Origin of the sequence: Pantoea sp. BJFS-204, assembly GCF_049310725.1 — a bacterium.
Taxonomy (GTDB): Bacteria; Pseudomonadota; Gammaproteobacteria; order Enterobacterales; family Enterobacteriaceae; genus Pantoea; species Pantoea agglomerans.
This window is the reverse complement of sequence record NZ_JBMOWE010000009.1, coordinates 42,830-68,956: the sequence shown is the minus strand read 5'-3', so window position 1 is coordinate 68,956 and position 26,127 is coordinate 42,830. Positions and strand designations below refer to the sequence as shown.

General features: G+C 56.2%; 22 protein-coding genes and 1 pseudogene. 15 read left to right on the top strand and 8 right to left on the bottom strand.

Annotation, left to right across the window (positions count from 1 at the left end):
* Positions 1 to 16: 16 nt before the first annotated feature.
* Positions 17 to 910 carry a LysR family transcriptional regulator gene (locus ACO6VX_RS20075; RefSeq protein WP_010246903.1) on the bottom strand — a complete coding sequence of 298 codons (894 nt, stop codon included), beginning with the start codon at positions 908 to 910 and terminating at the stop codon, positions 17 to 19.
* A 439-nt stretch (positions 911 to 1,349) separates the two neighbouring features.
* Between ACO6VX_RS20075 and ACO6VX_RS20070 the strand changes: the two genes are divergently transcribed.
* From ACO6VX_RS20070 to ACO6VX_RS20050, 5 genes are all read left to right on the top strand, one after another.
* Positions 1,350 to 1,838, top strand: coding sequence for a (2Fe-2S)-binding protein (locus tag ACO6VX_RS20070; protein WP_022624540.1), 489 nt, complete (start codon positions 1,350 to 1,352; stop codon positions 1,836 to 1,838).
* Positions 1,835 to 2,827 (top strand): FAD binding domain-containing protein, encoded by a 993-nt coding sequence (locus ACO6VX_RS20065; RefSeq protein ID WP_422431392.1) that lies wholly within the window; start codon positions 1,835 to 1,837, stop codon positions 2,825 to 2,827. The genes ACO6VX_RS20070 and ACO6VX_RS20065 overlap by 4 nt, the downstream gene beginning before the upstream one ends.
* A complete protein-coding gene (locus tag ACO6VX_RS20060) occupies positions 2,824 to 5,208 on the top strand; it encodes a xanthine dehydrogenase family protein molybdopterin-binding subunit (protein WP_311979411.1) in 2,385 nt (794 codons plus the stop codon). The genes ACO6VX_RS20065 and ACO6VX_RS20060 overlap by 4 nt, the downstream gene beginning before the upstream one ends.
* A gap of 95 nt (positions 5,209 to 5,303) precedes the next feature.
* Entirely contained in the window at positions 5,304 to 5,870 is a 567-nt protein-coding gene (locus tag ACO6VX_RS20055) for a nucleotidyltransferase family protein (RefSeq protein WP_033768802.1), read from the top strand.
* The gene (locus ACO6VX_RS20050; RefSeq protein ID WP_422431394.1) at positions 5,867 to 6,850 is read left to right on the top strand and encodes an XdhC family protein; all 984 of its coding nucleotides are present in this window, start codon (positions 5,867 to 5,869) and stop codon (positions 6,848 to 6,850) included. The genes ACO6VX_RS20055 and ACO6VX_RS20050 overlap by 4 nt, the downstream gene beginning before the upstream one ends.
* Here ACO6VX_RS20050 and ACO6VX_RS20045 read toward each other — a convergent pair.
* Together ACO6VX_RS20045 and ACO6VX_RS20040 are read right to left on the bottom strand one after the other, a co-directional pair.
* Entirely contained in the window at positions 6,839 to 7,945 is a 1,107-nt protein-coding gene (locus ACO6VX_RS20045) for an ABC transporter substrate-binding protein (protein ID WP_422458285.1), read from the bottom strand. The genes ACO6VX_RS20050 and ACO6VX_RS20045 overlap by 12 nt on opposite strands.
* Positions 7,946 to 7,967: 22 nt before the next feature.
* Entirely contained in the window at positions 7,968 to 10,088 is a 2,121-nt protein-coding gene (locus ACO6VX_RS20040; protein WP_159226857.1) for a TonB-dependent siderophore receptor, read from the bottom strand.
* Between the two features lie 471 nt (positions 10,089 to 10,559).
* Here ACO6VX_RS20040 and ACO6VX_RS20035 point away from each other — a divergent pair, with 471 nt between their 5' ends.
* The gene (locus ACO6VX_RS20035; protein ID WP_187506749.1) at positions 10,560 to 11,450 is read left to right on the top strand and encodes a MurR/RpiR family transcriptional regulator; all 891 of its coding nucleotides are present in this window, start codon (positions 10,560 to 10,562) and stop codon (positions 11,448 to 11,450) included.
* Between the two features lie 204 nt (positions 11,451 to 11,654).
* Positions 11,655 to 13,628, top strand: coding sequence for an autotransporter outer membrane beta-barrel domain-containing protein (locus tag ACO6VX_RS20030; RefSeq protein ID WP_422458282.1), 1,974 nt, complete (start codon positions 11,655 to 11,657; stop codon positions 13,626 to 13,628).
* Positions 13,629 to 13,773: 145 nt separating this feature from the next.
* Here the strand turns inward: ACO6VX_RS20030 and sfnG are convergent, their stop codons facing one another.
* Positions 13,774 to 14,859, bottom strand: a complete 1,086-nt coding sequence (sfnG, locus tag ACO6VX_RS20025) for a dimethylsulfone monooxygenase SfnG (RefSeq protein WP_033760750.1) — start codon at positions 14,857 to 14,859, stop codon at positions 13,774 to 13,776.
* A 312-nt stretch (positions 14,860 to 15,171) separates the two neighbouring features.
* Between sfnG and ACO6VX_RS20020 the strand changes: the two genes are divergently transcribed.
* Together ACO6VX_RS20020 and rluF are read left to right on the top strand one after the other, a co-directional pair.
* On the top strand, positions 15,172 to 15,642 hold the full coding sequence (locus ACO6VX_RS20020; RefSeq protein ID WP_045139994.1) for a GNAT family N-acetyltransferase: 471 nt from the start codon (positions 15,172 to 15,174) through the stop codon (positions 15,640 to 15,642).
* 103 nt (positions 15,643 to 15,745) lie between these two features.
* Positions 15,746 to 16,624 carry a 23S rRNA pseudouridine(2604) synthase RluF gene (gene rluF / locus ACO6VX_RS20015; RefSeq protein WP_033768811.1) on the top strand — a complete coding sequence of 293 codons (879 nt, stop codon included), beginning with the start codon at positions 15,746 to 15,748 and terminating at the stop codon, positions 16,622 to 16,624.
* Between the two features lie 58 nt (positions 16,625 to 16,682).
* Here the strand turns inward: rluF and ACO6VX_RS20010 are convergent, their stop codons facing one another.
* A complete protein-coding gene (locus ACO6VX_RS20010) occupies positions 16,683 to 17,741 on the bottom strand; it encodes an SDR family oxidoreductase (protein ID WP_337037157.1) in 1,059 nt (352 codons plus the stop codon).
* Between the two features lie 97 nt (positions 17,742 to 17,838).
* Between ACO6VX_RS20010 and ACO6VX_RS20005 the strand changes: the two genes are divergently transcribed.
* The 3 genes and pseudogenes from ACO6VX_RS20005 to ACO6VX_RS19995 all read left to right on the top strand — a co-directional run bounded on the left by ACO6VX_RS20005 (position 17,839) and on the right by ACO6VX_RS19995 (position 19,709).
* Positions 17,839 to 18,750: a LysR family transcriptional regulator gene (locus tag ACO6VX_RS20005; RefSeq protein WP_422431402.1), complete on the top strand. Its 912-nt coding sequence runs from the start codon at positions 17,839 to 17,841 to the stop codon at positions 18,748 to 18,750.
* Positions 18,728 to 18,823 (top strand): annotated as a pseudogene (locus ACO6VX_RS20000) (transcriptional regulator); the annotation flags it as partial. The gene ACO6VX_RS20005 and the pseudogene ACO6VX_RS20000, both read left to right, overlap by 23 nt.
* Before the next feature lie 214 nt (positions 18,824 to 19,037).
* Positions 19,038 to 19,709, top strand: a complete 672-nt coding sequence (locus tag ACO6VX_RS19995; protein ID WP_033760716.1) for a hypothetical protein — start codon at positions 19,038 to 19,040, stop codon at positions 19,707 to 19,709.
* A 90-nt stretch (positions 19,710 to 19,799) separates the two neighbouring features.
* On the opposite strand, the gene ACO6VX_RS19990 is transcribed toward ACO6VX_RS19995, so the two are convergent.
* Positions 19,800 to 20,651, bottom strand: coding sequence for a Vmh family MBL fold metallo-hydrolase (locus ACO6VX_RS19990; protein WP_033768815.1), 852 nt, complete (start codon positions 20,649 to 20,651; stop codon positions 19,800 to 19,802).
* A gap of 146 nt (positions 20,652 to 20,797) precedes the next feature.
* Here ACO6VX_RS19990 and ACO6VX_RS19985 point away from each other — a divergent pair, with 146 nt between their 5' ends.
* From ACO6VX_RS19985 to ACO6VX_RS19975, 3 genes are all read left to right on the top strand, one after another.
* On the top strand, positions 20,798 to 21,679 hold the full coding sequence (locus tag ACO6VX_RS19985) for a LysR family transcriptional regulator (protein ID WP_422431404.1): 882 nt from the start codon (positions 20,798 to 20,800) through the stop codon (positions 21,677 to 21,679).
* Between the two features lie 38 nt (positions 21,680 to 21,717).
* Positions 21,718 to 22,137 (top strand): bleomycin resistance protein, encoded by a 420-nt coding sequence (locus tag ACO6VX_RS19980; RefSeq protein WP_422431406.1) that lies wholly within the window; start codon positions 21,718 to 21,720, stop codon positions 22,135 to 22,137.
* A 485-nt stretch (positions 22,138 to 22,622) separates the two neighbouring features.
* Positions 22,623 to 22,925: a type 1 fimbrial protein gene (locus ACO6VX_RS19975; RefSeq protein WP_062758956.1), complete on the top strand. Its 303-nt coding sequence runs from the start codon at positions 22,623 to 22,625 to the stop codon at positions 22,923 to 22,925.
* Between the two features lie 318 nt (positions 22,926 to 23,243).
* On the opposite strand, the gene gabP is transcribed toward ACO6VX_RS19975, so the two are convergent.
* Together gabP and gabT are read right to left on the bottom strand one after the other, a co-directional pair.
* Entirely contained in the window at positions 23,244 to 24,659 is a 1,416-nt protein-coding gene (gene gabP, locus ACO6VX_RS19970; protein WP_033760702.1) for a GABA permease, read from the bottom strand.
* Between the two features lie 76 nt (positions 24,660 to 24,735).
* Positions 24,736 to 26,022: a 4-aminobutyrate--2-oxoglutarate transaminase gene (gabT, locus tag ACO6VX_RS19965; protein WP_033760699.1), complete on the bottom strand. Its 1,287-nt coding sequence runs from the start codon at positions 26,020 to 26,022 to the stop codon at positions 24,736 to 24,738.
* Positions 26,023 to 26,127 lie beyond the last annotated feature (105 nt).

The window sequence follows — 26,127 nt, the reverse complement described above, 5'->3', positions numbered from 1 at the left end:
CTATCGCGGCTGTCTCTCAACCGCGATAGCGCACCGCATCAATCAAACGTGTAAAGGCGCTGGTGTGCTGTCTGCGGCTGGGATAGTAAAGATAATAACCCGGAAAAGGCTCACACCAGTCAGCCAAAACCTGAACCAGACGGCCACTTTTAAGGTGTTCCGCAACGCTATCCTGCGGCACATAGCAGATCCCCATCCCGCTCAGTGCGGCATCAATGCGCGACGCGAGATGATTAAAAATTAACTGACCCTGCGTTTTGACCCTGATCTCCTTGCCATCACGCATAAACTCCCAGTTATAGAGGCCACCCAGCGTCGGCAGCCGCAGGTTGATGCAGTTATGATGCTGTAAATCATAGGGAGTCTCAGGTCTGCCGTGCTGATCAAAATAGCTGCTGGCTGCCACCACGCACATATTCCAGTCCGGCCCGATGCGTACCGCCACCATATCCTTTTCGACCTGCTCACCCAGTCGCACGCCTGCATCGAAACGGCCGCTGACAATATCGGTCAGACTGTTATCCACCGACACTTCAACATGGACATCGGGGTATTGCTGAAGAAAGGGCCTGAGCAGCGGCCAGAGTGTAGAGGTGAGCGCATGTTCGCCTGCGGTGATACGAATGTTGCCGGAGATTTTACCCTGACTGTCAGTGACATTGACCAGTTCAGACTCAATCTCGCTGAACAGCGGGGCGAGGGTAGTGATCAGCCGTTCACCCGCTTCTGTCGGGGCAACGCTGCGTGTAGTGCGCGTCAGCAACCGGACGCTAAGACGCTCTTCCAGAGCGCGAATCGCGTGGCTCAGTGCCGACTGCGACACACCCAGCTTCGCCGCTGCCCGGGTGAAGCTACGCTCTTCTGCTACCACCACCAGATAGATTAGATCGTTAAAATTTTCTTTCAGCATAGGCCCTCTGACCTGTTTGATCGGTTATCCCGGTCGGGACAGGCCGATTTATCGACGTTAACTACGGCTTCGCTACCCGACCTGCTATCAGACCCGAAATTGCCTTTCAGGGTTACACATTTCGCGGCAGGATTAATGAGGCGGACAGATAAACCCTATGAACGACGGCTATAAAAGCTTTTTTCAATAAAATCAATAAAATCATTTAGATGGGCGTTGTATGAACACGTATTTATCCCGATTCAACCTCGCTCCGCCATTCAGATAACACTTACTTTTCCCGGCTTCCCCGCAAAATTGCCAAAAAGCTGCTAAACCTTAAAGCAGAGATACGCGCGTAAAGATTAGGGTTATCACGATTTTCCCCCGATTCGAACCCCGTCAGAAATAAACCTATAAAAAATTACATCTTTTGGCCCCCAACAATGGGAAGCAGACAATGTCGGAAAAAATATCGCTAACAATGCAGGTTAATGGTCAGTCGCAGCAGATGCAGGTCGATCCCCGTGTCACCCTGCTTGATGCGTTGCGTGAGCATCTTAACCTGACCGGCACCAAAAAAGGGTGCGATCAGGGGCAGTGCGGTGCCTGCACGGTACTGATTAATGGCCAGCGGGTGCTGAGTTGCCTGACGCTGGCGGCTCAGGCGGATGGCGCCGAAGTGACCAGCATTGAAGGGCTGGCTTCCACCGAAGGTGAGCTGCACCCGGTGCAGCGCTGCTTTATGGAGAATGACGCCTTCCAGTGCGGCTACTGTACACCGGGTCAGATTATGTCCGCCGTCGCCTGCATCAAAGAGGGCCATGCGGGTTCAGAAGATGAGATCCGTGAGTATATGAGCGGCAACCTTTGCCGTTGTGGAGCATATCCGCACATTGTGGATGCGATTAAACAGGCCGCAGCAGAGATGGCGAAGGAGTCCGCATGAATGAATTCAGCTGGAAAGTCGCGCAGTCGCCTGAGGAGGCCGCAGCCCTGAAACAGCAGTCTGGCAGCCAGTTTCTGGCAGGCGGCACCACACAACTCGATATGATGAAGTGTGGGGTCTTCACGCCGCCGCAGCTCATCGGCATCACTGGATTGACCGGGCTTAAAAACCTGCAGTTTGACGACGATAAGATCACGGCCGGCGCGCTGGTCACCATGAGCGGCCTGGCGGATCATCCCGCCTGCCAGCAGAACGCGCCAGCCATCTACGGCAGCCTGTGGCAGGCCGCGTCACCGCAGATTCGTAACATGGCCACGCTGGGCGGTAATTTACGCCAGCGTACCCGTTGCGCCTATTACCGCGATCCGGCGACCTTTTCCGCCTGCAACAAACGCAATCCGGGTTCCGGCTGTGCCGCACTGGATGGGGTTAACAGCAATCATGCCATCCTGGGCGCCAGCGACAGCTGCATCGCGGTCTATCCCGGCGATCTGGCGGTGGCGCTGGTGGCGTTTGACGCCATCGTGGTCCTGCAGAATCAGCAGGGCGAAACCCGTCGCATCGCGATTGATGATTTCTTCCTGCTGCCGGGTGACACACCTGATCGTGAGCACGATCTGCGCGATGACGAAATTATTGTGGCCATTGAAGTGCCGCAAACCGAGTCACTGCGGCACTCACACTACCTTAAAGTCCGTGACCGCAGCTCTTATGAGTTTGCTGCAGCCAGCGCGGCCGCAGGCTTCACGCTGGAGAACGGCGTGATGCGTCAGGTGCATATTGCGCTGGGCGGCGTCGCCACCAAACCCTGGCGGGTCAGGTCGGTGGAGCAGGCGCTGGAGGGCCAGCCGTTTAATGAAGAGACGGTCTTCCAGGCGGCAGAACGGATTACTCAGGAGACGCAGGCGCTGACCCACAACGCCTATAAAGTAAAACTGGCGCCGCGTGTGATTGCACGTGCGCTGATGGCAGCAGGAGAAACCGCATGAGTGACGTAAATGACAAAGCACGTCGGGAGTTACTGAAGGCGACGGCGGCGATCTCAGCGGCGGGCAGCCTGGGTCTGAGTATGCAAAGCGCCAGTGCCAGTGATACTGCCACGGCGGAACCAGAAACCACCGATCCGATTGAGGGACTGGGCGCCGGGCGCTCGCGGGGTGACGGCAAAGTAAAAGTCACCGGTGAGGCGCGGTATGCGGTAGAACATCAGCCGGGAAATCCGCTCTATGGCGTGGTGATCCAGTCTACTGTTGCCAGCGGCCGTATCAGCCGGATGTCTACGGAAAAGGCGCAGCAGGCCTCGGGAGTGGTGGCGGTTTATACCCATCTGAATAGCCTGAAGATCAACAAACCTACCGCGATTGCAGACGGCGGCGCGGCGCAGTCAACCTATACCCCGATTCAGGACGATGTGATTATTCACAACGGCCAGAACATCGGTCTGGTGGTGGCAGAGACGTTTGAGCAGGCAACTTATGCCGCCTCGCTGGTGGAGATCGACTATGAAACCTCGCCTGCACTGATTTTTGCCACCGATGAGGGTGTCGAACCGAAACCGGTATCGAAACAGGATATCGATATGGGCGATGCACAGGCGGCGATGCAGCAGGCCGAGGTGCGTCTGAGCCAGCGCTATACCACGCCGCGCGAATACAACATGCCGATGGAACCGCACGCCTGTGTCGCTGAGTGGCTGGATGGACGCATTACCGTCTGGGAGCCAAGTCAGTGGGTGGCAGGCGCGCAGGTGGAAATCGCCGAGTGGATGGGCATTGACGTTGAAGATGTGCGGATCATTTCGCCCTATGTCGGCGGGGGATTTGGGTCCAAGCCAGTGCCTTACACCCACGTCGCACTGGCCAGTGTGGCGTCACGAGCGCTGAAGCGTCCTATCAAAGTGTCGCTGACCCGACCGCAGACCTTTACCGGTCTGGGCGGACGTCCCGCCACCTCGCAGCAGCTGGAACTGGGTGCCTCGCGTGACGGCAAAATCCAGGCGATTATCCAGCGCAGCTTCAGTGAAACCTCATTAATCGATGTATTTGCTGAGAACTGCAGCAAAGTCACCGCCCGCATGTATGCGGTGGGCAACGTCTCCGCCCAGCATCAGGTCAGGCCGATTAATACCGTGACGCCAGGCTGGATGCGGGCGCCAGGTGAAAACCCCAGCGCCTTTGGCTTGGAAGTGGCGATGGACGAGATGGCCTATGCCCTGAATATCGATCCGCTGGAGCTGCGTCTGCGCAACTGGGCGGACAAAGATTATCAGCTCGATCTACCGTGGAGTTCGCGTCGCCTGAAAGAAGCCTATCATAAAGGGGCTGAAGCCTTTGGCTGGGATAAGCGCATTATGACGCCGCGGTCGATGCGCGAAGGGCGTGAACTGATTGGCTGGGGCATGGCCTCTGGCACCTATCCGGTCAACAAACTGCCTGCTGAGGCAAAAATCATCCTGACGCCACAGGGTAAATTTGTGGTGCAGTGCGCCGGTGCGGATATCGGCACCGGGACCTATACCATCCTGGCGCAGACCGCTGCCGACATTCTTGGCGTCGCCTCCACCACCATCGAGGTTCAGCTGGGTGATACCGAGCTGCCGCGTGCCGGTGTCGCAGGTGGATCGCAGCTGGCGGGCAACGTGACCGCGGCGGTGAACGATACCGCCAGACGAATGCGCGACCAGCTGCTGAAACTCGCCAGCGAGCTGCCACAGTCGCCACTGAATGGCACTCCGGCATCTCAGCTCACGCTGAAAGGCGACGGGGTTCAGCATAATCTGCGCAGCGGTATGGCGGTCTCATTTGCCCGGCTGGCAACCCTGGCACCGGCGGAGAGTCTGACGGTGAAAGGCGGCACTTTCCCGGACGATCTGTCACAGAGCGAGCGCGACAAGATGGTGCGCAACCTTAATGACATGAGCCGCCCTGAAAAATTCTCGGCCCACAGCTGGAGCGCGCAGTTTGTGGAAGTGCGGGTCGATGAAGATTTCGGCACTATCCGGGTCAAACGGATGGTGGCGGCGCTCGATAGCGGTCGTCTCTACAACCCTAAACTGGCGCGCAGCCAGTGGATTGGCGGCATGATCATGGGCGTCGGTCAGGCGCTGATGGAAGAGGGCATCGTCGATCCGCGCAATGGTCGGGTGATCAACAACAACCTGGCCGACTATCTGGTGCCGGTTAACGGAGACATTCCGAGCATTACCACCATCAACGTTGGCGAGCCCGATTTTGAGGCAACCACCATGGGCGGTAAAGCCGTGGGTGAGCTGGGTATCGTGGGCGTGGCGGCAGCCATCAGTAATGCGGTGTTCCATGCCACCGGTAAGCGGGTGCGCGACTTACCTATTACTCTCGATAAGATTATCTGAGCCTGTTCCTGACCTGCTGCCAGCAGGTCGATGTGAGGATATGCGGGCGCGGGCTGAAACCTGCGCCCGTTTTTCACGCTTAGCGGAGAGAAAGAGTGAAGATAGCGTTGATTGTGCTGGCCGCCGGACTGAGTCGCCGTTTTCGCCAGCAGGCGGGTGAGCATAAGCTGCTGGCCGATCTGAATGGCAAACCGGTGCTGCAACGCACGCTGGAGCAGGCCGCTGCCAGTGGTCTTGACCTGTTTGTGGTCACGCGCCCGGACGCCGCTGCGCTTAAGGCGCTCTGCTCGCAGGCTACCCTGGTGCTGTGTGACAGCGGCGGGCTGGGCGAATCAATCGCCGCAGGTGTCAAAGCCAGCCGTGACTATGACGGCTGGCTGATTGCGCTGGGCGATATGCCGTTTGTCACGCCTGAAAGTTACCGCGCCGTCAGCGCCGCGCTGGCGGACGCGCCGATCGTCAGGCCGTGGATTGACGGCAGGCCGGGCCATCCGGTTGGCTTTCAGCACCCCTGCTATCCGATGCTGAGCACGCTACAGGGCGATGCCGGGCCGCAGGCGGCGGTGAAGTCACTCGCCGTCCGGCTGCCGCTTCAGGATCGCGGCTGTTTGTGTGATATCGATCTCCCTGCTGATCTGCAGTTAATAAAGGAATTTTCATGATTACGCTGGATCAACGTGTGATTAATGCGGCACTGAGCAGCTGCCAGGCGGGTCAGCAGGTCTGGCTCTGCACGGTGCTGCGCACCTATGGATCTTCGCCGCGCGCGCCTGGCACCCTGATGACGGTCAACGAAACGGGTGCTTACTGCGGATCGCTGTCGGGCGGCTGCATTGAAGAGGACTTTCTGGCGCAACTGGCGGCAGGAGCCTATCGCGCCAGCAGTCAGCGGGTGCGGTACGGTGAAGGCGGAATGCGTCCTGACGTCAGCCTGCCGTGCGGCGGCAGCCTGGAGATCGTCATCGAGTTTCTGCCGCCCGATGATGCCACGCTGGCGCTGCTGACGGCCATGCAGCGCGCGCTGAGCGGACAGCAGCCGATGGTGAAAATGATACGACCCGGCGAACGTGCGCAGTGGGAAGTGCTCGCCCCTGACAGGGTGTTGCCTGCGCTGGATGCCAGTGAACAGCAGATGTTACTGCCGGTTGGTGCGATACCGGAACTGCTGATCGCGGGCTACTCGACTGTGGCATATGAGTGCATCCGGCTAGGGCAGATGCTGGGTTTTCACGTGCGGGTCTGTGAGCACCGACCGGAGATGCTGACGGAGCTGGAGAGCCACTTCAGCGCTGCGGACAACGTGACGCTGGTGTCACAGCATCCGGCGCGCTGGCTGGAGCTGAACGGCGCGCATGCAGCGGTGGCGATAGTGGCACTGACCCACGATCCCCGCATTGATGACCTGACGATGATGGAGGCGATCGCGACACCCGCGTTCTATATCGGCATCATGGGCTCGGCGAAAAACAGCGAGAAAAGACGGGCGCGACTACAACAGATCGCCGGCATAGATCGTGCCGAACTGGACCGCATCCATGCGCCCATCGGCCTGCCTATCGGCAGCAAAACCCCGGCGGAGATTGCGCTGTCGGTGATGGCCGATATCGTCCGGGTGAAAAATCGCGGGCTGTCAGCCGCCTGAGTCCGACGTCGCCTCCGGTGCGAGCCGATAGAGGTAGCTGCCCGAATAGGTGATCGGCAGGAAATCATGGAACAGCTGCCGCAATGTCTGTTCAGGATCGACATCGCGGAACAGTTGCGGATAGAGCGTGGTGGCGAAGAATTCTGTCGCTACCACGTGCCACGGACTGAGGTAAAAGTTGTGCCAGATTGCCCCGGCATGACCGTCCCGCAATGCCGTCAGCTGCTTCAGCGCATTCTGCTGACCGGTCAGCGCCAGCAGGCTCTGCCGGGTCTGCGCTGTTGTGACGGCGGGGCCGAGTTTTAAGGCTCCCGCTTCATCGGCGCTGCCGGTGCCGGTGGCGAAGTAAAAGTCGGGCTGTGCCGCAATCACACTCTCCTCACTCAGCCGTCCGAACACGCCTTTGATCTGCTGACTGGCAATGTTGTCGCCCCCGGCAAAGCGCAGCAGCTCACCCAGGTTGCCATTCACCGACGTCACGCAGCATTCACTGCGCCGCCCGAGATGCAGCTGCAAAAGAACTTTAGGTTTAGCACCGTGATAGCCCGCCAGTCGGCTCTCAATGCGCTGCATGTGGCTGCGGTAAAAGCGATTAAAATCAGCAGCCCGCTGGGGCTGATTCAGCACCTCGCCCAGCAGGGTCATGCTGCGCTCGGTATTTTTCAGCAGCTCAACCCGCAGATCGATCTTCACCACCGGGATATGCGCCGCGCTGAGCATCTTCTCCAGCACTGCTCCGCTTTCACTGCCGCGCGCCAGCTGCGGCAGGATCACCAGGTCCGGTTTCAGTGCGATCACCTGTTCGGGATTCATGTCATTGACGCCATCCAGACCCAGCACCGGAATTTCCTCCATCTGCGGAAACTTACTGGCAAAAATCTGCCAGGTCTGGGGATCATACTTTTTCAGATCCTGTGGCCAGCCAGCGATATGCTGCAGCGGATTGCCGGGTGTCAGCAGCGCGACGCTGTAGAGCATCCGGCTTTCACCCAGCACAATACGCTGCGGATGGTCGGGTATCTCTATCTTACGGCCGGTGATGTCGGTCAGCGTGCGGGCGTGTGCGCCAGCGCTGACCAGTATCACGCTCAGCATTAATAACGCACAGCGCAGCGATTTAAAATTCAACACGGGCCTGTACCATCAGGTTGCGGGTTTCACCTTCACGGACGCGCAGGTTGCCGCCGCTTGAACTGTAATAGTGCTGGTTAAACAGGTTATTGATGTTCAGACGCAGCTGCGTTTTTTCACCGAACAGGCGGTTGTTCCATGCCACAAAACTGTCTGCCACCACATAGTCGGGCAGGGTGAAACTGTTATCGGGATCGCCTGCACGGCTGCCGACATAGCGTGCACCGCCGCCGAGCCGGAACGAGCCGGGCAGGCTGCTGATTTGCATCTCATGACTGAGATAGAGCGCACCGGCATGGCGCGGCGCATTCTGCAGACGATTGCCATTGTTATCCGGATTAACCCGGTCATTAACGATCTCTGCCTGATCATAGCTGTAGTTCGCGCTCAAATCCCAGCCGGGTGCAATTTCGCCGTTCAGCTCAAACTCAGCGCCGGTCGATCGGGCTTTATCAATGGCCCGCGTGCTGCCATTAATATTCAGCGACATCGCTTTTTCGTCTATCCGATAGAGCGCGACGGTGGCGAACAGTTTCGGCGAGAGTTGCCATTTACTGCCAACCTCCCAACTGGTGCCCTGTTCCGGTTTGCCGACATTGCCCTCATCATCCACGTCGGTTGACGGGGTGAACGACTTACTGACGCTGGTGTAGAAAGAGAGATCAGGTGTGAGTTTGTAGATCACCCCCGCCTGCGGCAGAAACTTATTACCCTCATCATTCAGGGTTTCCACCTGCGGATTAAAGCCGCGCGAGGCGCGCTGTTCATAATGCTGATAACGACCGCCCAGCACCACAATCCAGTCGGGTGACAGAGAAATGCTGTCTTTGGCGTAGAGTGACCGGCTATGAATGCGGTTCAGGTTATTGGCGGCTGCGCTATTTTCCGTGCTGGCGTCCGTGACCGGTGACAGCAGGTCATATTCAGGCGTGAAATAGTTGAACTGGCGGTTGACCTTGCCCTGATACTGATGGGCACGATAAGTCTGGTTCATCTCATAGTCGGTGCCCACCACCAGCGCGTGCTGCATACCCAGAATTTCGGGATTACCCAGCAGATCCCAGCTCAGATATTTGGTTTTGTGGTTAAACCCGCGATTGGCATCGGCGCGACGTGTGACCACGCCGCTGCTGGCGTTCACCGCCGTCACGCGCACTTCATTGTTGTCATAGCGCCGCTGGTTCCAGCCCAGGGTTAACCGGGTGCGCCACTCATCATTAAACTGCCAGTCATAATGAGCATTCAGGGTTTTGTTATGGCCCCAGGCGTGATTGGCTTTGTCATCCAGCCGATCTTTATAACCGATGTCGATCGGCTTGCCGTCGATAAAGGCCGTGCCGCGATCGTAGGGAATGTCATAGCGGTAGTCGGCATAGCTGATCAGAAAACTTGCCTGCTCGCCATACCATTGCAGAGAGGGTGCCAGCAGTGTGTGCTCTTCACTGCCAAAGTTGCGCCAGTAATCCTGATTTTGCTTTTCGGCGATCAGGCGGAAGGCGAAGCCGTTGCCCAGCGGACCGGTGACATCCAGGGTGCCCGCACCGCCACCTTCACTGGCGTAACGTCCGCTGACGCTGGAGTGCCAGCTGTATTGCGGCTTTTTGCTGACTACATTGATAATGCCGCCCGGATTCTGAATGCCATACAGCAGCGAGGAGGAGCCTTTCAACACCTCAACCCGCTCGGTCGTGGCATCGAAATTCAATCCCTGACTGCTGCGGATGCCATCCCGGTAGATGGAGCCATCGGCGTTGCTGCCAAATCCGCGTCGTACAAAGCCATCTTCGGTGCCAGCCAGCGTGTTCGCTTCGGTCACACCGCTGACAAAGCGCATCGCATCTGCCAGTGAGCTTGCCTGGTAATCGTCCAGTTGCTGCTGCGTGACCACGCTGACCGACTGCGCCTCATCGATCCGCGCGGTCGGCATTTTACTGGCGACGCTACTCTGAGTGGCGCTGTAATTTCCCTCTGAACTGGCATCCGCGGTCACGGTCATATCCGGAGCGCTGTCGGTTGCTGCATTGACCTGTGGCAGCATGATGCTGCTGCAGATCGCCACGACCAGAGCGGGGTGCCGGGCCGGATATCGTGAATCTTTGTTTTTCATTTTTTCTTTTGGTGTCTGTTACTGACAGTTTCTGAAGCAAATACGCCCTGCATGACGGTCTGTCACTCAGGGCTTCCCTGAAGGTGGTCTGCAATATGCAGCGCTTTAAGCAGCGGAGAATCGCATCAGGGATCAGACATTATTTCGTCTCCCGGACGACAATACTTCTCATCTGTAATTGAGAATCATTCAAACATCCGCTATTGTAGTAGTAAACATAATTTGAATAGAATTGACTACATTAGTGCCGTGTCGTTTATCGCTGCAAAAAGATTGGCTGGCAGTTTTATTTAATTGAAAGTTATAGATATATTTTCTTGGGGAGGTGAGGTTCTTGGTTAAATCCACATCTTCTGCAGGTGAAATATAAAACAACATGACGTTTTTACTACATCTCCAGCCCTTAAACTCTCCATTTAGCCAGACCAGCGATGAGCCTTTTCACACGTTAACCCCAGTTGCAGGTGCAGCATGAAACAGAGCAGGCCCTTTAAAAACAGAGTGGATGTGGTGGCAGAACGTCTTCGCGCCCGTGAAAAGCAGCTTTCACCCCGCCTGCTGGCGGTGGCGCGTTATATCGATCAACAGCGGGAAACGGTGCTGGAGAGCACCGCGATGGAGATCGCTGTGGCGAATCACACCTCTGATGCCACTGTAATCCGCGCGATTCAGGCGCTGGGCTTTAGCGGGCTACGCGACCTCAAACAGACACTTAAGGCCTGGTTTGGTCCTTCGCTGACCTCTGAAGATAAGATGATTACCACCGTCAGTGAGGTGACCAGTGATGTGAACAGCGCCATCGACTTTGTGCTGGAGGGCCACCGGCACGCCTGTGAGGTGCTGTCGCAGCCAATGAATCGGGTGGCGGTAGCGGATAGCGTGGCGCTGCTGGGCGAAGCTCGGCAGGTCGCTATTTTTGGCATCAACGCCTCAGGTATTCTGGCGGACTACAGCGTGCGGCTGCTCAACCGTATCGGTCTGCCCGCCTTTTCCCTTAACCGTGCCGGAATTGCGCTGGCAGAGCAGATGCTGGCGCTACAGCGTGGCGACGTGCTGATCATGATGGCGCAGCAGTCGGCGCATCGGGAAGGGACAACCGTGGTGCGTGAAGCGAAGCGGCTGGATATACCGATAATTCTGCTGACCAACGCCACCGACTCCTTTTTCGCCCGCGAGGCGGATGTCGTAATCAATGTGCCGCGCGGCGGCGAGAAGGGACGCATTCCCCTGCACGGCACGATTATGGTCTGTCTGGAGATGCTGATCCTGTCCGTTGCCTCAACGCTGCCACAGCGTACCGTTAAGACGATGAAACGGTTACAGGATCTTAATCGCGGGCTGAAGCCCGCCAGCAAAAAGTAGCCAGTGTAACGACGCTGTGGCGGGTTCCCGGTATTTCACCTGAACCGGCACGGCTGATCTTTAAGTCAAATTTCTCCGCTTTGCGAGCGCGATCCCGTATTTTCTGCCACCCCTTTCCTCAGCCGTCTACGCTTACAGCTTGCTGCGCTAGCCGGTGCGGTTCTTACTCATACTGACTTTCATTTGATTTGTGCGGAGCTGCTGATGAAACCCCTTCACGCGCAATACCTTTTCTGCTGTGCCACCCTGAGCCTGCTGTCGCCGCTGCCAGCGATGGCCTGGAGCGACCTCACCGTCTTTGGCGATAGCCTGAGTGATGGCGGGAACGTCGGGCGCTTTATCTATGATGGCGCGACCCATCCGCTCTATGACGAGATCGTAGCGCAGTCGCTGGGTGATAACCTGCGCCCTTCATCGCAGGGCGGAAGCAACTATGCCGAAGGTGGCGCAGTTGCGGTACCTGCGATTAATCCCCTGTTTAACACTCAGGATCAGCTTGATAGCTACCTTGCGGCGCGAGGCGGACGAGCTGATTCGGACGGTCTCTATATTCACTGGATTGGCGGCAATGATTTAGCGGCGGCGGCTCTTGCCCCTCTCGCTGCCCGGCAGATAGTGGATAACAGCGCCAGTGCAGCGGCCTCACAGGTCAGCCGGTTGCTGGATGCCGGAGCCGGAACGGTGATTGTACCGACGGTACCTAATGTAGGGGCAACGCCCGCCCTGCTGCAGGCGATTCTGCAGGTGCTTGGCCCCTCGGCACAACCTGCCACGGCGGCGCTGTTTCAGTCGCTGAGCACCACCACTACGCCTGACCGTGCCGCAAGAGAGCAGGCGATTGAAACCGCGCTTGGCGAGGCGGCCGGACAAATCTCTTCAATTCCGCTGATCCGGGATGCCATTGCACAGCAGCTGATTGCCGCCTGGCAGTTACTGAGTCAGGAGGCGGCGGCCCTCACCGACCGTTACAACCAGGCTGAAGAGCAGGGGCTGGTGACCGCACGCGGGAACATCGCACGAGTGGATATCAATGGCCTGTTTAATGAGGTGATCGCTAATCCGGGCCTGTATGGACTCACGAATACGGCCGGAATGGCCTGTCCGCCAGGTGTCTCGGCGATGGACTGCACCTCCTCGACGACAGGATTTTCGCAGTCACAGCAGTATCTGTTTGCAGACAGACTGCATCCCAGCCCGGCGGTCCATGCGCTGATCGCCGATTACATTCAGTCGGTGCTGAATGCGCCGCTGCAGGTAGCTGCACTGAGTCAGGCGCCGTCGATGCTGGTGGGCGATGCGCGCAATACGCTGGATGGACATCTGCAGCAGCAGCGTCAGCAGCCCGCTAACGCCGGGGAATTTACGGTTTTCGGCGGTTATGCCGGGCAGCAGCGTGATTTCCGCGGCGACAGCCTGCAGGATGGCGATGCGACCAGCGCCAGTGGTACCGTGGGTGTGGGCTATCAGCTGACCGATCACTGGCAGGCCGGTGCCATGCTCTCTACGACCTCGCAACGTCAGGATCCCTCGTCGCGCTTTGATTACCGTTTACGCGGCAATCTGGTGGCGCTCTGGAGTCAGTTGAATTATCTCGATCGGGGATGGATTAATGCGGACGCCCATTATGCGGATCTCGACTTTGATGATATTGAGCGTCAGATCAGGCTGGGACCGGCGACCCGCACGGAAAAGGGCAACAGCAACGGTAAGGTGCTGGGAATGCGGCTGCAGACCGGCTGGGATTTGCCGCTGGGTAGCTATGTTTCTACTGGCCCGGTGGCCAGCTATGCGCTCGACTACACCCAGGTCGATGGCTATAAAGAGGAGGGCAACAGCAGCACCTCAATGCGCTTTGGCGACCAGACGCTGCACTCTCAAATCGGCGCAGTGGGCTGGCGTATCGACAGCAAAGATTTGCTGATCAATCCCTGGGCGCAGGTCAGCTACAACCACCAGTTTGGTGACAGCGATTCGGCGGTCACCGCCGGACTGAAATCGACCCGCACCGCCTTTACCCGCAGCAGCGATTCCAGTGATGATAACTGGATCGATATGGCGGTGGGTGCGAGCGTGCCGCTTGGCACCTCGGTGAATGCCTTTGCGGGCGTCTCGGCGGTAACAGGCAACAGCGACATGCATCAGGTGACATGGAACGTCGGGCTTAACGCCCGCTTTTAACGGATCTGCTTTGCGGAGTGAAAAGCCCTGCAGACGTTGTCCGTCGCTATCATAATGATAGCGGCAGGCGACGTTGCAGCAGATCTGAGCGTTCATCACACCCCGGATGCAGTCGGGTATAACTCTCTTCTGTGGCGTACCTTTTTCACGCTTCGATCAAAGACTGCGCCTCCAGTTCGCGGACCCGCGGTATCACTTCGCGGCCAAAGAATTCGACCTCTTCATGAAAGTGCAGAAATGCCAGCAGCAGCAGATCCACACCGGCCTGCTTCAGTTCGATAATGCGTTCAGCAATCTGCTGCGGTGTGCCAATCAGATTGGTTTTAAAGCCGTCGTTGTACTGCACCAGATCCTCAAACGACGATTTCGCCCAGTTTCCCTCTCCTTCGGGTGAGGCACTGCCAGCATTTTTGACCTCATGCTGAAAGCCTTTTACCGCATCCGGGTTGGCTTTGCTGATGATCTCATGAAGCACCGCCTGCGCCTGCTGTTCGCTCTCGCGGGCAATCACAAAACCGTTCAGCCCGATTCTGACCTGATGCTGATGACGTCCGGCTTTTTCACGGATATCCGCGACCTGCAGACGAACGCCGTCCGGGGTATTACCGTTGGTAAAATACCAGTCTGACACCCGGGCGGCCATGTCGCGCGCCGCGCGTGAACTGCCACCCTGGAAAATTTCCGGGAGCGGTGACAACGGCTTGGGTTTCATCACGTAATCGCGGAAGCGATAAAAATCGCCGGCAAAGCTAAAACTCTCTTCACGCCAGATGCCGCGCAGGCAGCGAATAAACTCTTCTGAACGCAGATAGCGCTCTTCATGATCGAGCCAGGGTTCACCAATTGCCTTGAATTCGCCCCGGAACCAGCCGCTGACAATATTAACGGCGATGCGTGGACCATAAAGATGGCTGATGGTGGCAATCTGTTTTGCCGCCAACACCGGATTCCAAGGACCGGGAAGCAGAGCGGCAATGACTTTTAATTTTGAGGTGTGGCTGAGTAAGTCCTGCGAGAATGTGACCGATTCATGCTGATTATCTGCGCCATATCCTGCAGTAAAGCGAATCTGCGTCAGCGCGTAATCAAAACCCGCCTGTTCAGCGATCTGCGCCAGTTTGCGGTTGTATTCGGCATCCCAGCGGGTACGCTGCTCTATCTGACTGATCACCAGTCCGCCCGAGACATTCGGCACCCAGTAGGCGAACTGTAAAGGTTGGTTCAGTGACATGGTTTTCTCCTGGTATATAGCTGGATTAATGGAACAGTTAAATCTTCCAAACTTTCAGATATAAAAGAAAAGACCAAGCAGTAACCATGCCAGAGCGTAATAGATTGATGTTACTAGATTAAAAACCAATGTTGCATAAAGTGGATGTTGCAAATGCAGCAACACGTAAACAGCACGGTTGCCAATGCAGCAGCGCTTCATGACCGCGCGTAACTGCGGCGAGGCCAGGGGCATCTGAACCCGGCGGTATTCGCAGATAGCCGCAAAGCGATGTGATAACGTAGCGGTTCTGTTGCAGAGCCGGAGGGCACTATGATTGTCAGACAGGCATCGCCCGAAGAGGCGCACCATTTATGGAACATCAGAAATCTGGCCATCCGTCATGGCTGCCAGCATGCTTATCCACCCGACGTGCTCGCCGCCTGGACGCCAGATCGCATGCCCGCCAGCTTTCCTGCAATGATCCGCATGAATCCCTTCTTCGTGATTGATGGCCCGGACGGCGTGCCGGTTGCTATGGGATCGCTGGACCTTGCCGCCGCCAGCGTGGAAGCCATTTTTACCCTGCCCGGATTTACCGGACAGGGAATGGCTGGGCTGATCATCGACACCATCAAAGCGGAGGCGCTGCAGCGTGGCTACCACCGGTTGACGCTCGCTTCGACGCCGAACGCCGTGGGCTTTTACCAGCAGCATGGCTTCCGGCCGCTGGGCGAAAGTTTCTATCCGTCAAAGCTGGCGGGCAGCGATTTGCGCTGTACTGAGATGGCGATTGATCTGTGAATGCCCGCCGCCGTCAGGCTGGCGAAGCAGGGCAAAAGTTTCCGGTGCAAAGACTTCGCAAGCCCCCGCCGGTAAGGTATAGTCCGCGTTTTTTGGAGGAATCATGCTGACTGACTCATCAACTCGTCTTAATAAATACATCAGCGAGAGCGGCATCTGCTCCCGTCGTGACGCCGATCGTTACATCGAGCAGGGCAATGTTTTCATTAACGGCAAACGCGCCACTGTAGGCGCGCAGGTATTTGCAGGCGATGTGGTGAAGGTCAATGGTCAGCTTATCGAGCCGCGCGATGAAGACGATCTGGTGCTGATTGCCCTGAATAAGCCGGTGGGGATTATCACCACCATGGAAGAGGGCGAGCGCGATAACATCAGCGATTTCGTCAATCACAGCAAGCGCGTCTTCCCGATTGGCCGACTCGACAAAGATTCTCAGGGCCTGATTTTCCTTACCAACCACGGTGATCTGGTCAACAAGATCCTGCGGGCCGGTAACAACCACGAAAAAGAGTATGTCGTTACGGTCGACAAGCCGATCACCGATGAGTTTATTGCCGGAATGAGCGCAGGCGTGCCGATGCTGGGCACGGTGACCAAAAAGTGCAAAGTGAAGAAAGAAGCGCCGTTTGTCTTCCGCATCACGCTGGTCCAGGGGCTGAATCGCCAGATCCGCCGCATGTGTAAGCATTTTGGCTTTGAAGTGACGAAGCTTGAGCGCACCCGCATCATGAACGTCAATCTCAAGGGATTGCCGCTGGGGGAGTGGCGCGATCTCACTGACGACGAACTCGTTGAGCTGTTTAAACTGCTGGAGAACTCCTCTTCAGAAGATAAACCTGCGAAGAAAGCTAAAGCCCCGGCGAAACCGGCCGCCGCCAAAAAACCGCAGAAGAGTGCGGCGAAACCCGCTGAAAAAGCGGATGCTAACGGTGCCTCACGCAAGCGCTTTGTCCAGCCGGGACGTAAGAAGAAAGGGCGCTAATAATGGCCCGATGCAGAGAGCGACTTTCCTGCTCTCTGCATCGGTATTCAACGGATCATCACGGAATGATCCGGGCCGCCCGGAAGCGGGCAAACAGATCGCAGAACATCTTATCCGTTGCGCGATAACCGTGGAATCCCGCCCGCCGCAGTTTGCTGCCGTCGCCAAACATGTCGTAATCCCAGCCAAAAACAAAATCAGCGAAGACACCATCACTGAGCGCAAGAATGTCGGGCTGGAGCAGCGCGTCGGCAGCGGCGATTTCCCGCCACAGCGTACGATAATCCTGAAATAGTTGCCGGAACGACAGCGAAACCGGCGGCGCGATCTCCAGTTCAAACCACGCTGCAATGACCGGCCACAGTTCACTCCAGCGCCAGAGATCGCCATTGTTGATATTAAACGCCTGATTGCGTGCGTCAGAAGTGCGTGCGGCCCAGATCGTCGCGTCGGCCAGCATAGTGGCATCGGTAAAATCGACCATACTGTGCCAGGTTTCCGGCGAACCGGGAAAGCGTAAGGGCAGCCGCGCCGCGCGACAGATTGAAGCGTACAGCGCCAGACTCAGCGCCAGGTTCATGCTGTTGCCCGGCCTGTCACTGCCGACCACACCGGGCCGCAGCGCACTCCAGTGCCAGGCTTTACCTTGCTGTTGTGCGCTCAGCCAGTTCAGCTGCGCGGCGTTAAACTCAGCACCCGGTACGCCAGGATCGCTTTCCCGCGCCGGCGTTTTAAAGCGTCCGAGATGGGCGCCATACACCTTGTATCCCTGCATCAGACTGACATGCTCAAGTGGGGCGACATCCTCCATGGTCTGAACCAGATTCTGCAGCATGGCAAGATTCGGCCCGACCATGGTTCCCCAGTCAGAAGCGTTCAGCCAGGCGCTGTAAAAGATATGCGTGACGTCGGTGAGTGATGCCAGCCGTTGCTGGCACTGCTGGCTATCGCGCAGATCAACCGCAATCACCTCTGTGCCGCTGACTGCATAGTCTGACCGATGCGTCAGTGCTTTGACCTGCCAGTGGTCTGCTACCAGTGCCTGACTCAGTTGCTGACCGACAATCCCGCTGGCACCCGCCACCAGCGCAACCTTCTTATCCTGCGTCGTTTTCATGATCATTGCCCTGTTAAGAGAGAAGCCGCATTCTCACCTGCGTTTATTTCTGATTAAATCCCCTGAACCGGATGTCACTTATCAGGAAAATCAATAAATGCAGAACAAACTGAATGCGATTCAGACCTTCATCCGGGTGGCGGAAGCGGGATCTTTTTCGGCGGCGGCCCGGCAAAACGGCATGAAGCAGTCGGCGGTAAGCCAGCAGATTGCCGCGCTTGAAGAGGCGCTGGGGGTTGTGTTACTGCACCGCACCACACGAAAAATGGCGCTGACGGAGCAGGGTCAGCATTATCTGCAGCAGGTCAGGCAGCTGCTCAGCGCGATGGAAGAGCTGGAGCAGCAACTACGGCCTGAATCGCAGCCTCTGCACGGCAAACTCTATATGCAACTGCCGAGCGGCATCGGGCAGCGGCTTATGCCGCATCTGATTGCATTCCAGCAGGCGCATCCCGCGCTGCGTCTGAATATTGCGCTGGAGGATCGCCTGTCGGATCTCATTGGTGAAGGCGTTGATGTGGCAATCCGCCTCAGCGAATCGCCGCCCGCTACACTGGCTGCCCGTTCACTCACCACGGTTGAAACCGTGCTGGTGGCTTCCTCTGAGTGGATAGCGCGAAACGGCACGCCGCAAACTCCCAGTGACCTGCAGCACCATCCTCACATACGTTTTAGCGGCGTATCGCCCGATGCGCCGCTGCAGCTGGTGTCCGCGACCACGAGGGTGTCTGTGCCGGTGGAAAGTGCTTTTCGCTCTAACAACAGTGATGCAATGATGCAGGCCCTTGAAGCGGGGCTGGGGATCGGTGGGTTACAAACACTTATCGGCGCAGACGCGCTGGCATCCGGCCGACTGGTGCGGGTTTTATCGGACTGGCGGCTTCCCGACCGCTATCTTTATGCAGTTTTCCCCGATGCCCGCTTTATCCCGGATAAAGTGCGGAAGCTGGTCACGTTGTTAACTCAGGAGCTGGTGCGGTTGCAGGGAACAGGGCAGGGCGAGACCTAACGCCCAGGCTGTTTTACTGATCCGCATGGTGCAGCAGAACCCAGAAACGCTGAAGACGCTCGCGAAGCTCTGACAGGCGAGCCCGTAAGGCTGGCATCCTGTTTCATTATCGATGCCTCCGGTTTCCCCTCGCTGACGAATTTAAAACGCTAACCCCTCTCCCCGATCCGATAGTACGTTTCACGCCTCCCGCCCAATCTTAAGGGGGGTCACATTCAGACCAACGACACTTTTCACCCTGATCAGGGCGTGGCAGGATAAGCGCAATCTATCAAGGAGTGTGCCTGATGTTACTGAAAGGTATGAACGATCCGCTGCTGAAAGCGTATCAGCATCCCAAATCACGGATGATGATCAGTCGTTTCAGGGGGCTGGCGGGGGATCGAAGACTCAGTGACTGGCAGGCGTTCTGTATTCTGGTCACCGGCTTTACCAATTACTGGTATGTGCATGCAGGTCACTACACCATTAATGTCACACTGACTAAAACCCGCCAGTTCGACTTCCTGCAGGACTTTCTGCATTTCACGGTTACGCTTGATGGGTTAATTGGTGATGAACATTTTCGTAGTCCGGACTTTGTGCTGCCCCATTACGATGTGCCCTACGAATTCTGCCGCTGGCGTAACAAGCGCGGCTATGATGCGTTAACCACATATATCAGTAAGCAGGGTGTGAAATCCCATAAAGGGATATTTGTCGCCTCTGAAGGGGCTTCCCCGGAAGAGCAGGTGATGAAATGGGAAGGTGTGGTCAACGTCTATGACAAAACCTTTTTTAGCGTGACTAACTTCAGCACCACTCAGGAATTTCTGATCAAAGACATCAGTAGATCCATACAAGAAGGATTGCTGAAGCACCTGAGTTTTTACCGCGATCTGTTTCACTATATCTTCCCCTCACCAGCGGAGGCGCGGTTGCAGGCGCGCGATGACAGGCGCTATCTGGCGAAAAGATAGCGCCCGGGCATCTTCAGATCAGGTCAATGGGTTCAGCCGGGTCTGCTTAAACGTTGCAAACCCGGTGGTCAGCTGACCTCTCAGCGGGGTTTACCACTTCATCTCGCCGGTATTGACTTTGGCGCTGAGTTCCAGTGAAGCCGGTTCTGCCAGTTTCGGCCAGGCGGCTTTCATGGCGGTAATCACCTGCGCTGAGGTTTTATGTTGCGCCAGCGCCGCTTCAAAACTCTTCAGATAATTCAGGGTGAAATCCACCGCCTGTGAACCGGCCGGACGGGCACCAAGATAGTGACCCGGAATCACGTTCTTCGCGTTCAGCGTCTGCATTTCGGTCAGGATATGACGCCATTCAGCGCGGCTCTGAACGGTCTGAGTGTCAGCCGTCCAGACATGAATGCCCGAGGAGAGGGCGGTACCGCCCAGAATGGTGCTCGCAGACGGGATCCAGATATAAGCGGCGTATTGCTCCGGATGACGCAGCTCCAGCACCTCGCCGTCGACGCTAAAGCGGGTCTGATGGGTCACTTCAGGCACAAACACCTTATCCGGCGCGCCCTGCTTCATCTGTGGACCCCAGTATTTCAGCTTGGCGTCATGCGTCTGCTGGATATGCTTCACCACCGCCGGCGCGGCAACCACCTTCACGTCCGGCCAGGCTTTAACAATTGGCTCCAGACCAAAGTAGAAATCGGGATCGCCAGAAGTGATCACAATTTTCTTTAACGTTTTTCCGCTCTTTTTAATCATCTCTGCCAGTTTCTCACCGTCCTGGGTGCTGAACTGGGCATCAAACAGAATCGCTTCGGTTGGCCCGGTAACCAGCGTTGAGGAGACGGCAAAGATGCCCTTTTCCTGCGGATTATAGGTTTGCAGTTGCAGGGTGGCTGCGCTGGCGGAGGCCGAGGCCAGCACCAGCATCACAGGTAAAAACTTAATTTTCATTGAGGATCCTCAGAGATAAATGCCCGATTCAGGCAGGCGTAACGGGCGATGTTCAGTATCAGTGGCGCTATTCTACGCATCTGGCTATCTGTTAGAATTCCCGCAATCAGAGATGCTGAGTTTCATAATCCGAACAGGTGGAGTGGATGGACAGAGTCACGGCGGCAGCCGTTTTCAACCGGATATGTGAACTGGGCAGCCTGAGTGCCGCCTCACGATCGCTGGGGATCTCCCGCCCGATGGTCAGCCGTTATCTGGAGGAGATGGAAAAGTGGGCGGGAACGCGTCTGCTGCATCGCTCTTCTCGCCAGCTGACCCTTACACCTGCCGGAGAGGCGATCCTGCAAAAAACCCGTCAGCTGGCCCTGCTCTCAGAGGCGATCCAGCAGGAAACCACCCAGGGCGTCCCGGCCGGAACGCTTCGCATCGCCTGCGCCCACTTTACGGCTCTTCATCTTGTCGGCCCGGTGATCCCCGATTTTCTGGCGCGTTATCCGGCACTGCGCATCGAGCTGGAAATTAACAATCAGCCAGTAAGCCTGATTGGTGAGCGTATCGATCTCGCTATTCGCATCACCGACTCGCCAGAGCCGGGGGCGATCCCACGCCGTCTTGGCGAATGTCACTCGGTACTCTGCGCCTCACCTGAGTATCTTAAGGCGCGGGGTAACCCGGAAACCCCGGACGATCTGGCTCAGCATAACTGCCTCTACTACAGTCGATTTGCCGGACAGAGCTGGCATTTTACGGCGGCTGGCGGGGAGAAAATCGCGGTTGCCGTCAGAGGAAATTTCAGTGCGGGTATCTCCTCACTGTTGTGTGACGCGGCGATAGCGCATTGCGGGATAGCGATGGTGCCTGAGCAGGAGGCTCGTCACGCACTGGAAACAGGGAAGCTGGTAAAATTACTGCCCGATTATGAGCCGCAACGCATCGGCATATGGGGGCTTTACCTGTCGCGTGAGCACCAGTCTGCCGCATTGCGGCTGATGCTGGATGAGCTGCAAATCACAATCCAGAGCCGGTGATCAGAGGGGAGAGTAACCGATCAAAATGGAACCTTACTATGAGTGATAATCAAACCTTTTACTGGAACCCTATGGTGCCAGAACTGACCGTCACTGACTTTGCCGCTTCGCTGCATTTTTACACCGTGGTGCTGGGTTTCAGTGTGAGAATTCAGCGCCAGCAGCCTGATTTTGCTTACCTCTGCTATGGAGAGGTGCAATTGATGATTGAGCAGTTCCATCCGCAGGGCTGGAACATAGCCGATCTGCGCTGGCCGCTGGGGCGGGGTATTAATTTCCAGATTGAAATCGATGATGTTCAGGCTGTGCTGACGCGTTTGCAGCAGCATGCTGTTCCGCTCTATCGGCCGCTTCGGGACAACCACTATGACACCGGTGAGACCACCGCCTGTCAGCGGGAGTTTCTGGTGCAGGACCCCGATGGTTATCTGCTGCGTTTCAGCCAGTATCTGGAATAAGCTGAACGTGTTTTGGCAATATTAATCAGCAGGAGAATGGCTTGAGTAAAATAAACATTCTCTTCGGATATTTTATATTGACTGTTCAATCATGATCAGCGGAAGCCTTTGATAGCAGCGTAGTGAAGTCATCTAAAGCGCGAAGAGTTACCTGCTGTTTACCACCGTCACATTAATCATGACCTTTTCCACTAACGGAAGGCGCTATGAATAGCGTGTTAACTATTGCAACGCGTCATTAAGTCACAGGCAGCCGTGATTTGCTGCTACAAAGCCATAATAAAAAATGAATGTAAGAAAGAAAATTTATCCAGCGATGGTCTACACTCTCGTTAGCTGGCTGGATTAGGATTATTCTCAACAAAGGTTTTTAAGGGATTTCATTGGGCTAAGCGTTCGTACATTTACATTTATTCGTTCACTCAGCACTTAATCTTTGGGAATGTGAGCCGATAACAGGTGATACATACTCAGGAGGACGCACAATGAAATCTTTTTTATCTGTCGGCATTAGCACGCTGCTGATTGCCCTGGCCGGACCGGTTATTGCGGATTCAGATTCTGGCACTATTACCTTCAGCGGAGCCATTACTAATGGTTCATGTAATATGAATGTCGGACAAAATCCTGTCGTGTTTGACTGTTTTGATCCCGCCAGTGGTAAGGCTGTGGTCACTACTGCTGACCTGATGAATCCCGAATCGCTGACCAAGTTACCTCTGGAAGTAAAAATGCACTGGTTTAATCCTGAAAAGAGCAAAGGGATACTTTACGTTACCTATCTTTAATGCTTCTCCTGAAGTTTTATTCTGAACGACAGTGCAATGGCTTAGCAGCAACGGTGATATGGAATCTAAAGATATAAACCCATAGCTCATACAGGGTTTATCATTAAGTCACTAAGAGCCAGTGAAGTATCTTTTTTGAAATTTTTAAGTCAGCATCGGGGAATTCAGTTTACCGTAATCATCATCAGCAGATAATGTGTGCATCTTATTAATCCCTTGCATAATCGAGGGTTAATACGCGTTGCATCTGTTGATATGCAAAAAAAACCACCTTTGCTGTCAAAGGTGGGTTTAATTTACAAAAAGCTTGCGTGAAGATCAGTAAGAGTCAGAAGAGCGCTGAGTAAAATATTTCGTATTCTGACGCTTCTCCTTTTTACGACGCAGCACCAGGCTGGTGGTAATAATCAGCAGTGTCAAACCGCCGGTTGCCAGTAATTCAGCCTGATGTTTCGCATCAAACAACATGATTACCAGCACCGTGACGATAAACAGGATAGTGACCCACGTCAGGCCTGGAAATAACCACATCCGGTAACTCAGGACTTCACCCGCTTTCTCGCGCTTTTTACGCAGCACCAGGTGGGACGCGGCAATCACCAGATAGACCAGCAGTGCAATCGCTCCCGACGTGGCCAGTAAAAATTCAAACACCACGCTGGGCGCCAGATAATTGGCGATCACCGCCAGAAATGCAGCCGCGGTAGAGAGCAGCACAGCAATCCACGGCGTGCCGCTGCGATTGGTGCGTGAGGCAGCCGCCGGTGCATCTTTGCGGCGTGACAGAGAGTAGAGCATGCGCGAAGAGGTATAAAGTGCAGAGTTAAGACAACTGCACACCGCCATCAGCACCACCAGATCGACAATCAGTCGGGCGTGCGGGATGTTCATCGCCTGTAACACCGTCTGCCATGAACCCTGTTCAACCAGCCCTGGCGCATTCCACGGCACCAGCGCCACCACAAAGAAAATCGACAGCAGATAGAACAGCGCAATACGCCAGATGACGGAGTTAGTCGCCTGAGTAATCTGCTTGCCGGGATTCTTCGACTCTGCGGCGGCAATCGTGACAATTTCTGTGCCCATAAAAGAGAACATGGTGGTCAGGATGGCAGCCACGACCGCGCCGATACCATTCGGCATAAATCCGTGAGTGTCGTAGAGATGCGACAGGCCGCTGGTATTGCTGTCAGGCAGCAGACCAAACACTGCCGCACCTGCCACGCCCAGGAACAGGATGATGGCCACGACCTTAATCAATGCAAACCAGAACTCAAACTCACCATAATTTTTCACGCTGAGCAGATTAGTAATGGTCAGCAACAGGGTGATAGCAAACGTGAACTGCCAGATGGCGACATCGGGGAACCAGGCATGAAGAATGGTTCCCGCCGCATTGGCTTCCAGCGGGATCACCAGCACCCAGAACCACCAGTAGAGCCAGCCGATGGTAAATCCGGCCCAGCGTCCCAGCGCTTTATCGGCGTAGGTTGAGAACGAACCTGAATCGGGTGAGGCGACGGCCATCTCGGCCAGCATCCGCATAATCAGGACCACCAGCGCACCGGCAGCGGCATAAGAGATCAACACCGCGGGGCCCGCTTCAGAAATAGCATGGCCGGAGCCAACAAATAGCCCGGCGCCAATCACGCCCGCAATTGAGAGCATACGCACGTGGCGCGGTTTCAGGTTTTGAGCCAGCGAATCTGCATTCGCACTCTGAGTCATCGTCATGTAAACGTCTCCTGTCGACGTCCGGCCTGGATGGCCGGACGAACGGGGATGAACTTGCGTTAACGCATCAGCGAAATCAGGCCGGGACGACGGGATGTCCGGCGGGTGCGACACAGTGATCGATCACCGTGGAGAGAATGGTCAGCGCCTGGCTGAACTGCGCATCCGGAATGGTGAGCGGGTAGAGGAAGCGGATGACGTTGCCTTTGGCTCCGCAGGTCAGCAGCAGCAAGCCCTGTTCCATCGCCATCTTCTGAACCGCCTGCGCGGTGCTGGCCTGATAGAACTCCATCGCCACCATCGAACCCAGCGCACGCACTTCAGCAATGTCCGGATGTTTGCGTTGATGTTCCTGGAGTTCTGCTTCAAGCCGGGCACCGAGATCAACGGCGCGCTGGCAGAGCTGCTCCTCTTCAATTACATCCAGCACCGCATGGGCCGAGGCGATAGCCAGCGGGTTTCCGGCATAGGTTCCGCCCAGCCCACCTGGTGCAGGTGCATCCATCACCTCTGCACGACCGGCGACCGCGGAGAGCGGCATCCCGCCTGCCAGGCTTTTCGCCATGGTGATGATATCGGCCTTCACCGGGTAGTGTTCCATGGCAAACAGCTTGCCGGTACGGGCAAATCCACTCTGGACTTCATCCGCAATCAGCAGAATGCCGTGACGGTCAGCCAGCTCCCGCAACTGCACCATAAACTCTGCAGGTGCCGCATGGAATCCACCTTCGCCCTGCACCGGCTCCAGCACGATCGCGGCGACGTCATGGGGCGCAATGTCCTGCGTAAAAATTTCTTCAAGGCTGGTCAGTGCCGCCTCGATGCTGATCCCCTGAACCGCGCTGGGATAGCGTGCATGGAAGACTGACGGCGGCATCGGGCCGAAATCCCGTTTGTAAGGCGCCACTTTTCCGGTCATCGCCATGGTCATAAAGGTGCGGCCATGGAATGCGTTACCAAAGGTGATGATGCCGTGACGGCGGGTATAGGCACGCGCCACTTTAACAGCATTTTCTACCGCTTCCGCCCCGGTGGTGAAGAAGGCCGTTTTCGCCGCACCGGCGATGGGAACCCGCTGATTAATACGCTCGGCCAGTGCGATGTAGCTTTCGTAAGGGGTGATCTGGAAAGCCGTATGGGTAAACTTTGTTAATTGATCGGCAATCGCCTGTTCAATGCGTGGATGGCGGTGGCCGGTGTTCAGTACCGCGATGCCGCCCGCGAAGTCGATCCAGCTATTACCCTCCTGATCCCATAAGGTGGCGTTCTCTGCCCGGGCAACGTACCAGTCGCACAGCGTACCGATACCTTTGGGGAGAGCCTGTGCTTTGCGCTGCTGCAACAGGTTATTTTTTTCGCTCATTTATTCCACCTCGTTAATATGCGTGTTTACATTTCCCGACAAACACGTTTATTTATGCCTGAGGCGTGGTGAGTTGCCAGAGCCAATTGTCAGAGGAAAGGTGGA

Excerpts from the sequence above, each read along its gene's own strand:
- ACO6VX_RS19990 (WP_033768815.1), bottom strand. The coding sequence starts at position 20,651 with ATGAAAATTAAGTTTTTACCTGTGATGCTGGTGCTGGCCTCGGCCTCC.
- ACO6VX_RS20050 (WP_422431394.1), top strand. The coding sequence starts at position 5,867 with ATGATTACGCTGGATCAACGTGTGATTAATGCGGCACTGAGCAGCTGC.
- ACO6VX_RS19975 (WP_062758956.1), top strand. The coding sequence starts at position 22,623 with ATGAAATCTTTTTTATCTGTCGGCATTAGCACGCTGCTGATTGCCCTG.
- ACO6VX_RS20020 (WP_045139994.1), top strand. The coding sequence starts at position 15,172 with ATGATTGTCAGACAGGCATCGCCCGAAGAGGCGCACCATTTATGGAAC.
- ACO6VX_RS20035 (WP_187506749.1), top strand. The coding sequence starts at position 10,560 with ATGAAACAGAGCAGGCCCTTTAAAAACAGAGTGGATGTGGTGGCAGAA.
- ACO6VX_RS20030 (WP_422458282.1), top strand. The coding sequence starts at position 11,655 with ATGAAACCCCTTCACGCGCAATACCTTTTCTGCTGTGCCACCCTGAGC.
- ACO6VX_RS20065 (WP_422431392.1), top strand. The coding sequence starts at position 1,835 with ATGAATGAATTCAGCTGGAAAGTCGCGCAGTCGCCTGAGGAGGCCGCA.
- ACO6VX_RS19995 (WP_033760716.1), top strand. The coding sequence starts at position 19,038 with ATGTTACTGAAAGGTATGAACGATCCGCTGCTGAAAGCGTATCAGCAT.
- ACO6VX_RS20040 (WP_159226857.1), bottom strand. The coding sequence starts at position 10,088 with ATGAAAAACAAAGATTCACGATATCCGGCCCGGCACCCCGCTCTGGTC.
- gabT (WP_033760699.1), bottom strand. The coding sequence starts at position 26,022 with ATGAGCGAAAAAAATAACCTGTTGCAGCAGCGCAAAGCACAGGCTCTC.
- ACO6VX_RS20070 (WP_022624540.1), top strand. The coding sequence starts at position 1,350 with ATGTCGGAAAAAATATCGCTAACAATGCAGGTTAATGGTCAGTCGCAG.
- ACO6VX_RS19985 (WP_422431404.1), top strand. The coding sequence starts at position 20,798 with ATGGACAGAGTCACGGCGGCAGCCGTTTTCAACCGGATATGTGAACTG.
- ACO6VX_RS20045 (WP_422458285.1), bottom strand. The coding sequence starts at position 7,945 with ATGCTGAGCGTGATACTGGTCAGCGCTGGCGCACACGCCCGCACGCTG.
- rluF (WP_033768811.1), top strand. The coding sequence starts at position 15,746 with ATGCTGACTGACTCATCAACTCGTCTTAATAAATACATCAGCGAGAGC.
- sfnG (WP_033760750.1), bottom strand. The coding sequence starts at position 14,859 with ATGTCACTGAACCAACCTTTACAGTTCGCCTACTGGGTGCCGAATGTC.
- ACO6VX_RS19980 (WP_422431406.1), top strand. The coding sequence starts at position 21,718 with ATGAGTGATAATCAAACCTTTTACTGGAACCCTATGGTGCCAGAACTG.
- ACO6VX_RS20075 (WP_010246903.1), bottom strand. The coding sequence starts at position 910 with ATGCTGAAAGAAAATTTTAACGATCTAATCTATCTGGTGGTGGTAGCA.
- ACO6VX_RS20010 (WP_337037157.1), bottom strand. The coding sequence starts at position 17,741 with ATGAAAACGACGCAGGATAAGAAGGTTGCGCTGGTGGCGGGTGCCAGC.
- ACO6VX_RS20060 (WP_311979411.1), top strand. The coding sequence starts at position 2,824 with ATGAGTGACGTAAATGACAAAGCACGTCGGGAGTTACTGAAGGCGACG.
- ACO6VX_RS20005 (WP_422431402.1), top strand. The coding sequence starts at position 17,839 with ATGCAGAACAAACTGAATGCGATTCAGACCTTCATCCGGGTGGCGGAA.
- gabP (WP_033760702.1), bottom strand. The coding sequence starts at position 24,659 with ATGACGATGACTCAGAGTGCGAATGCAGATTCGCTGGCTCAAAACCTG.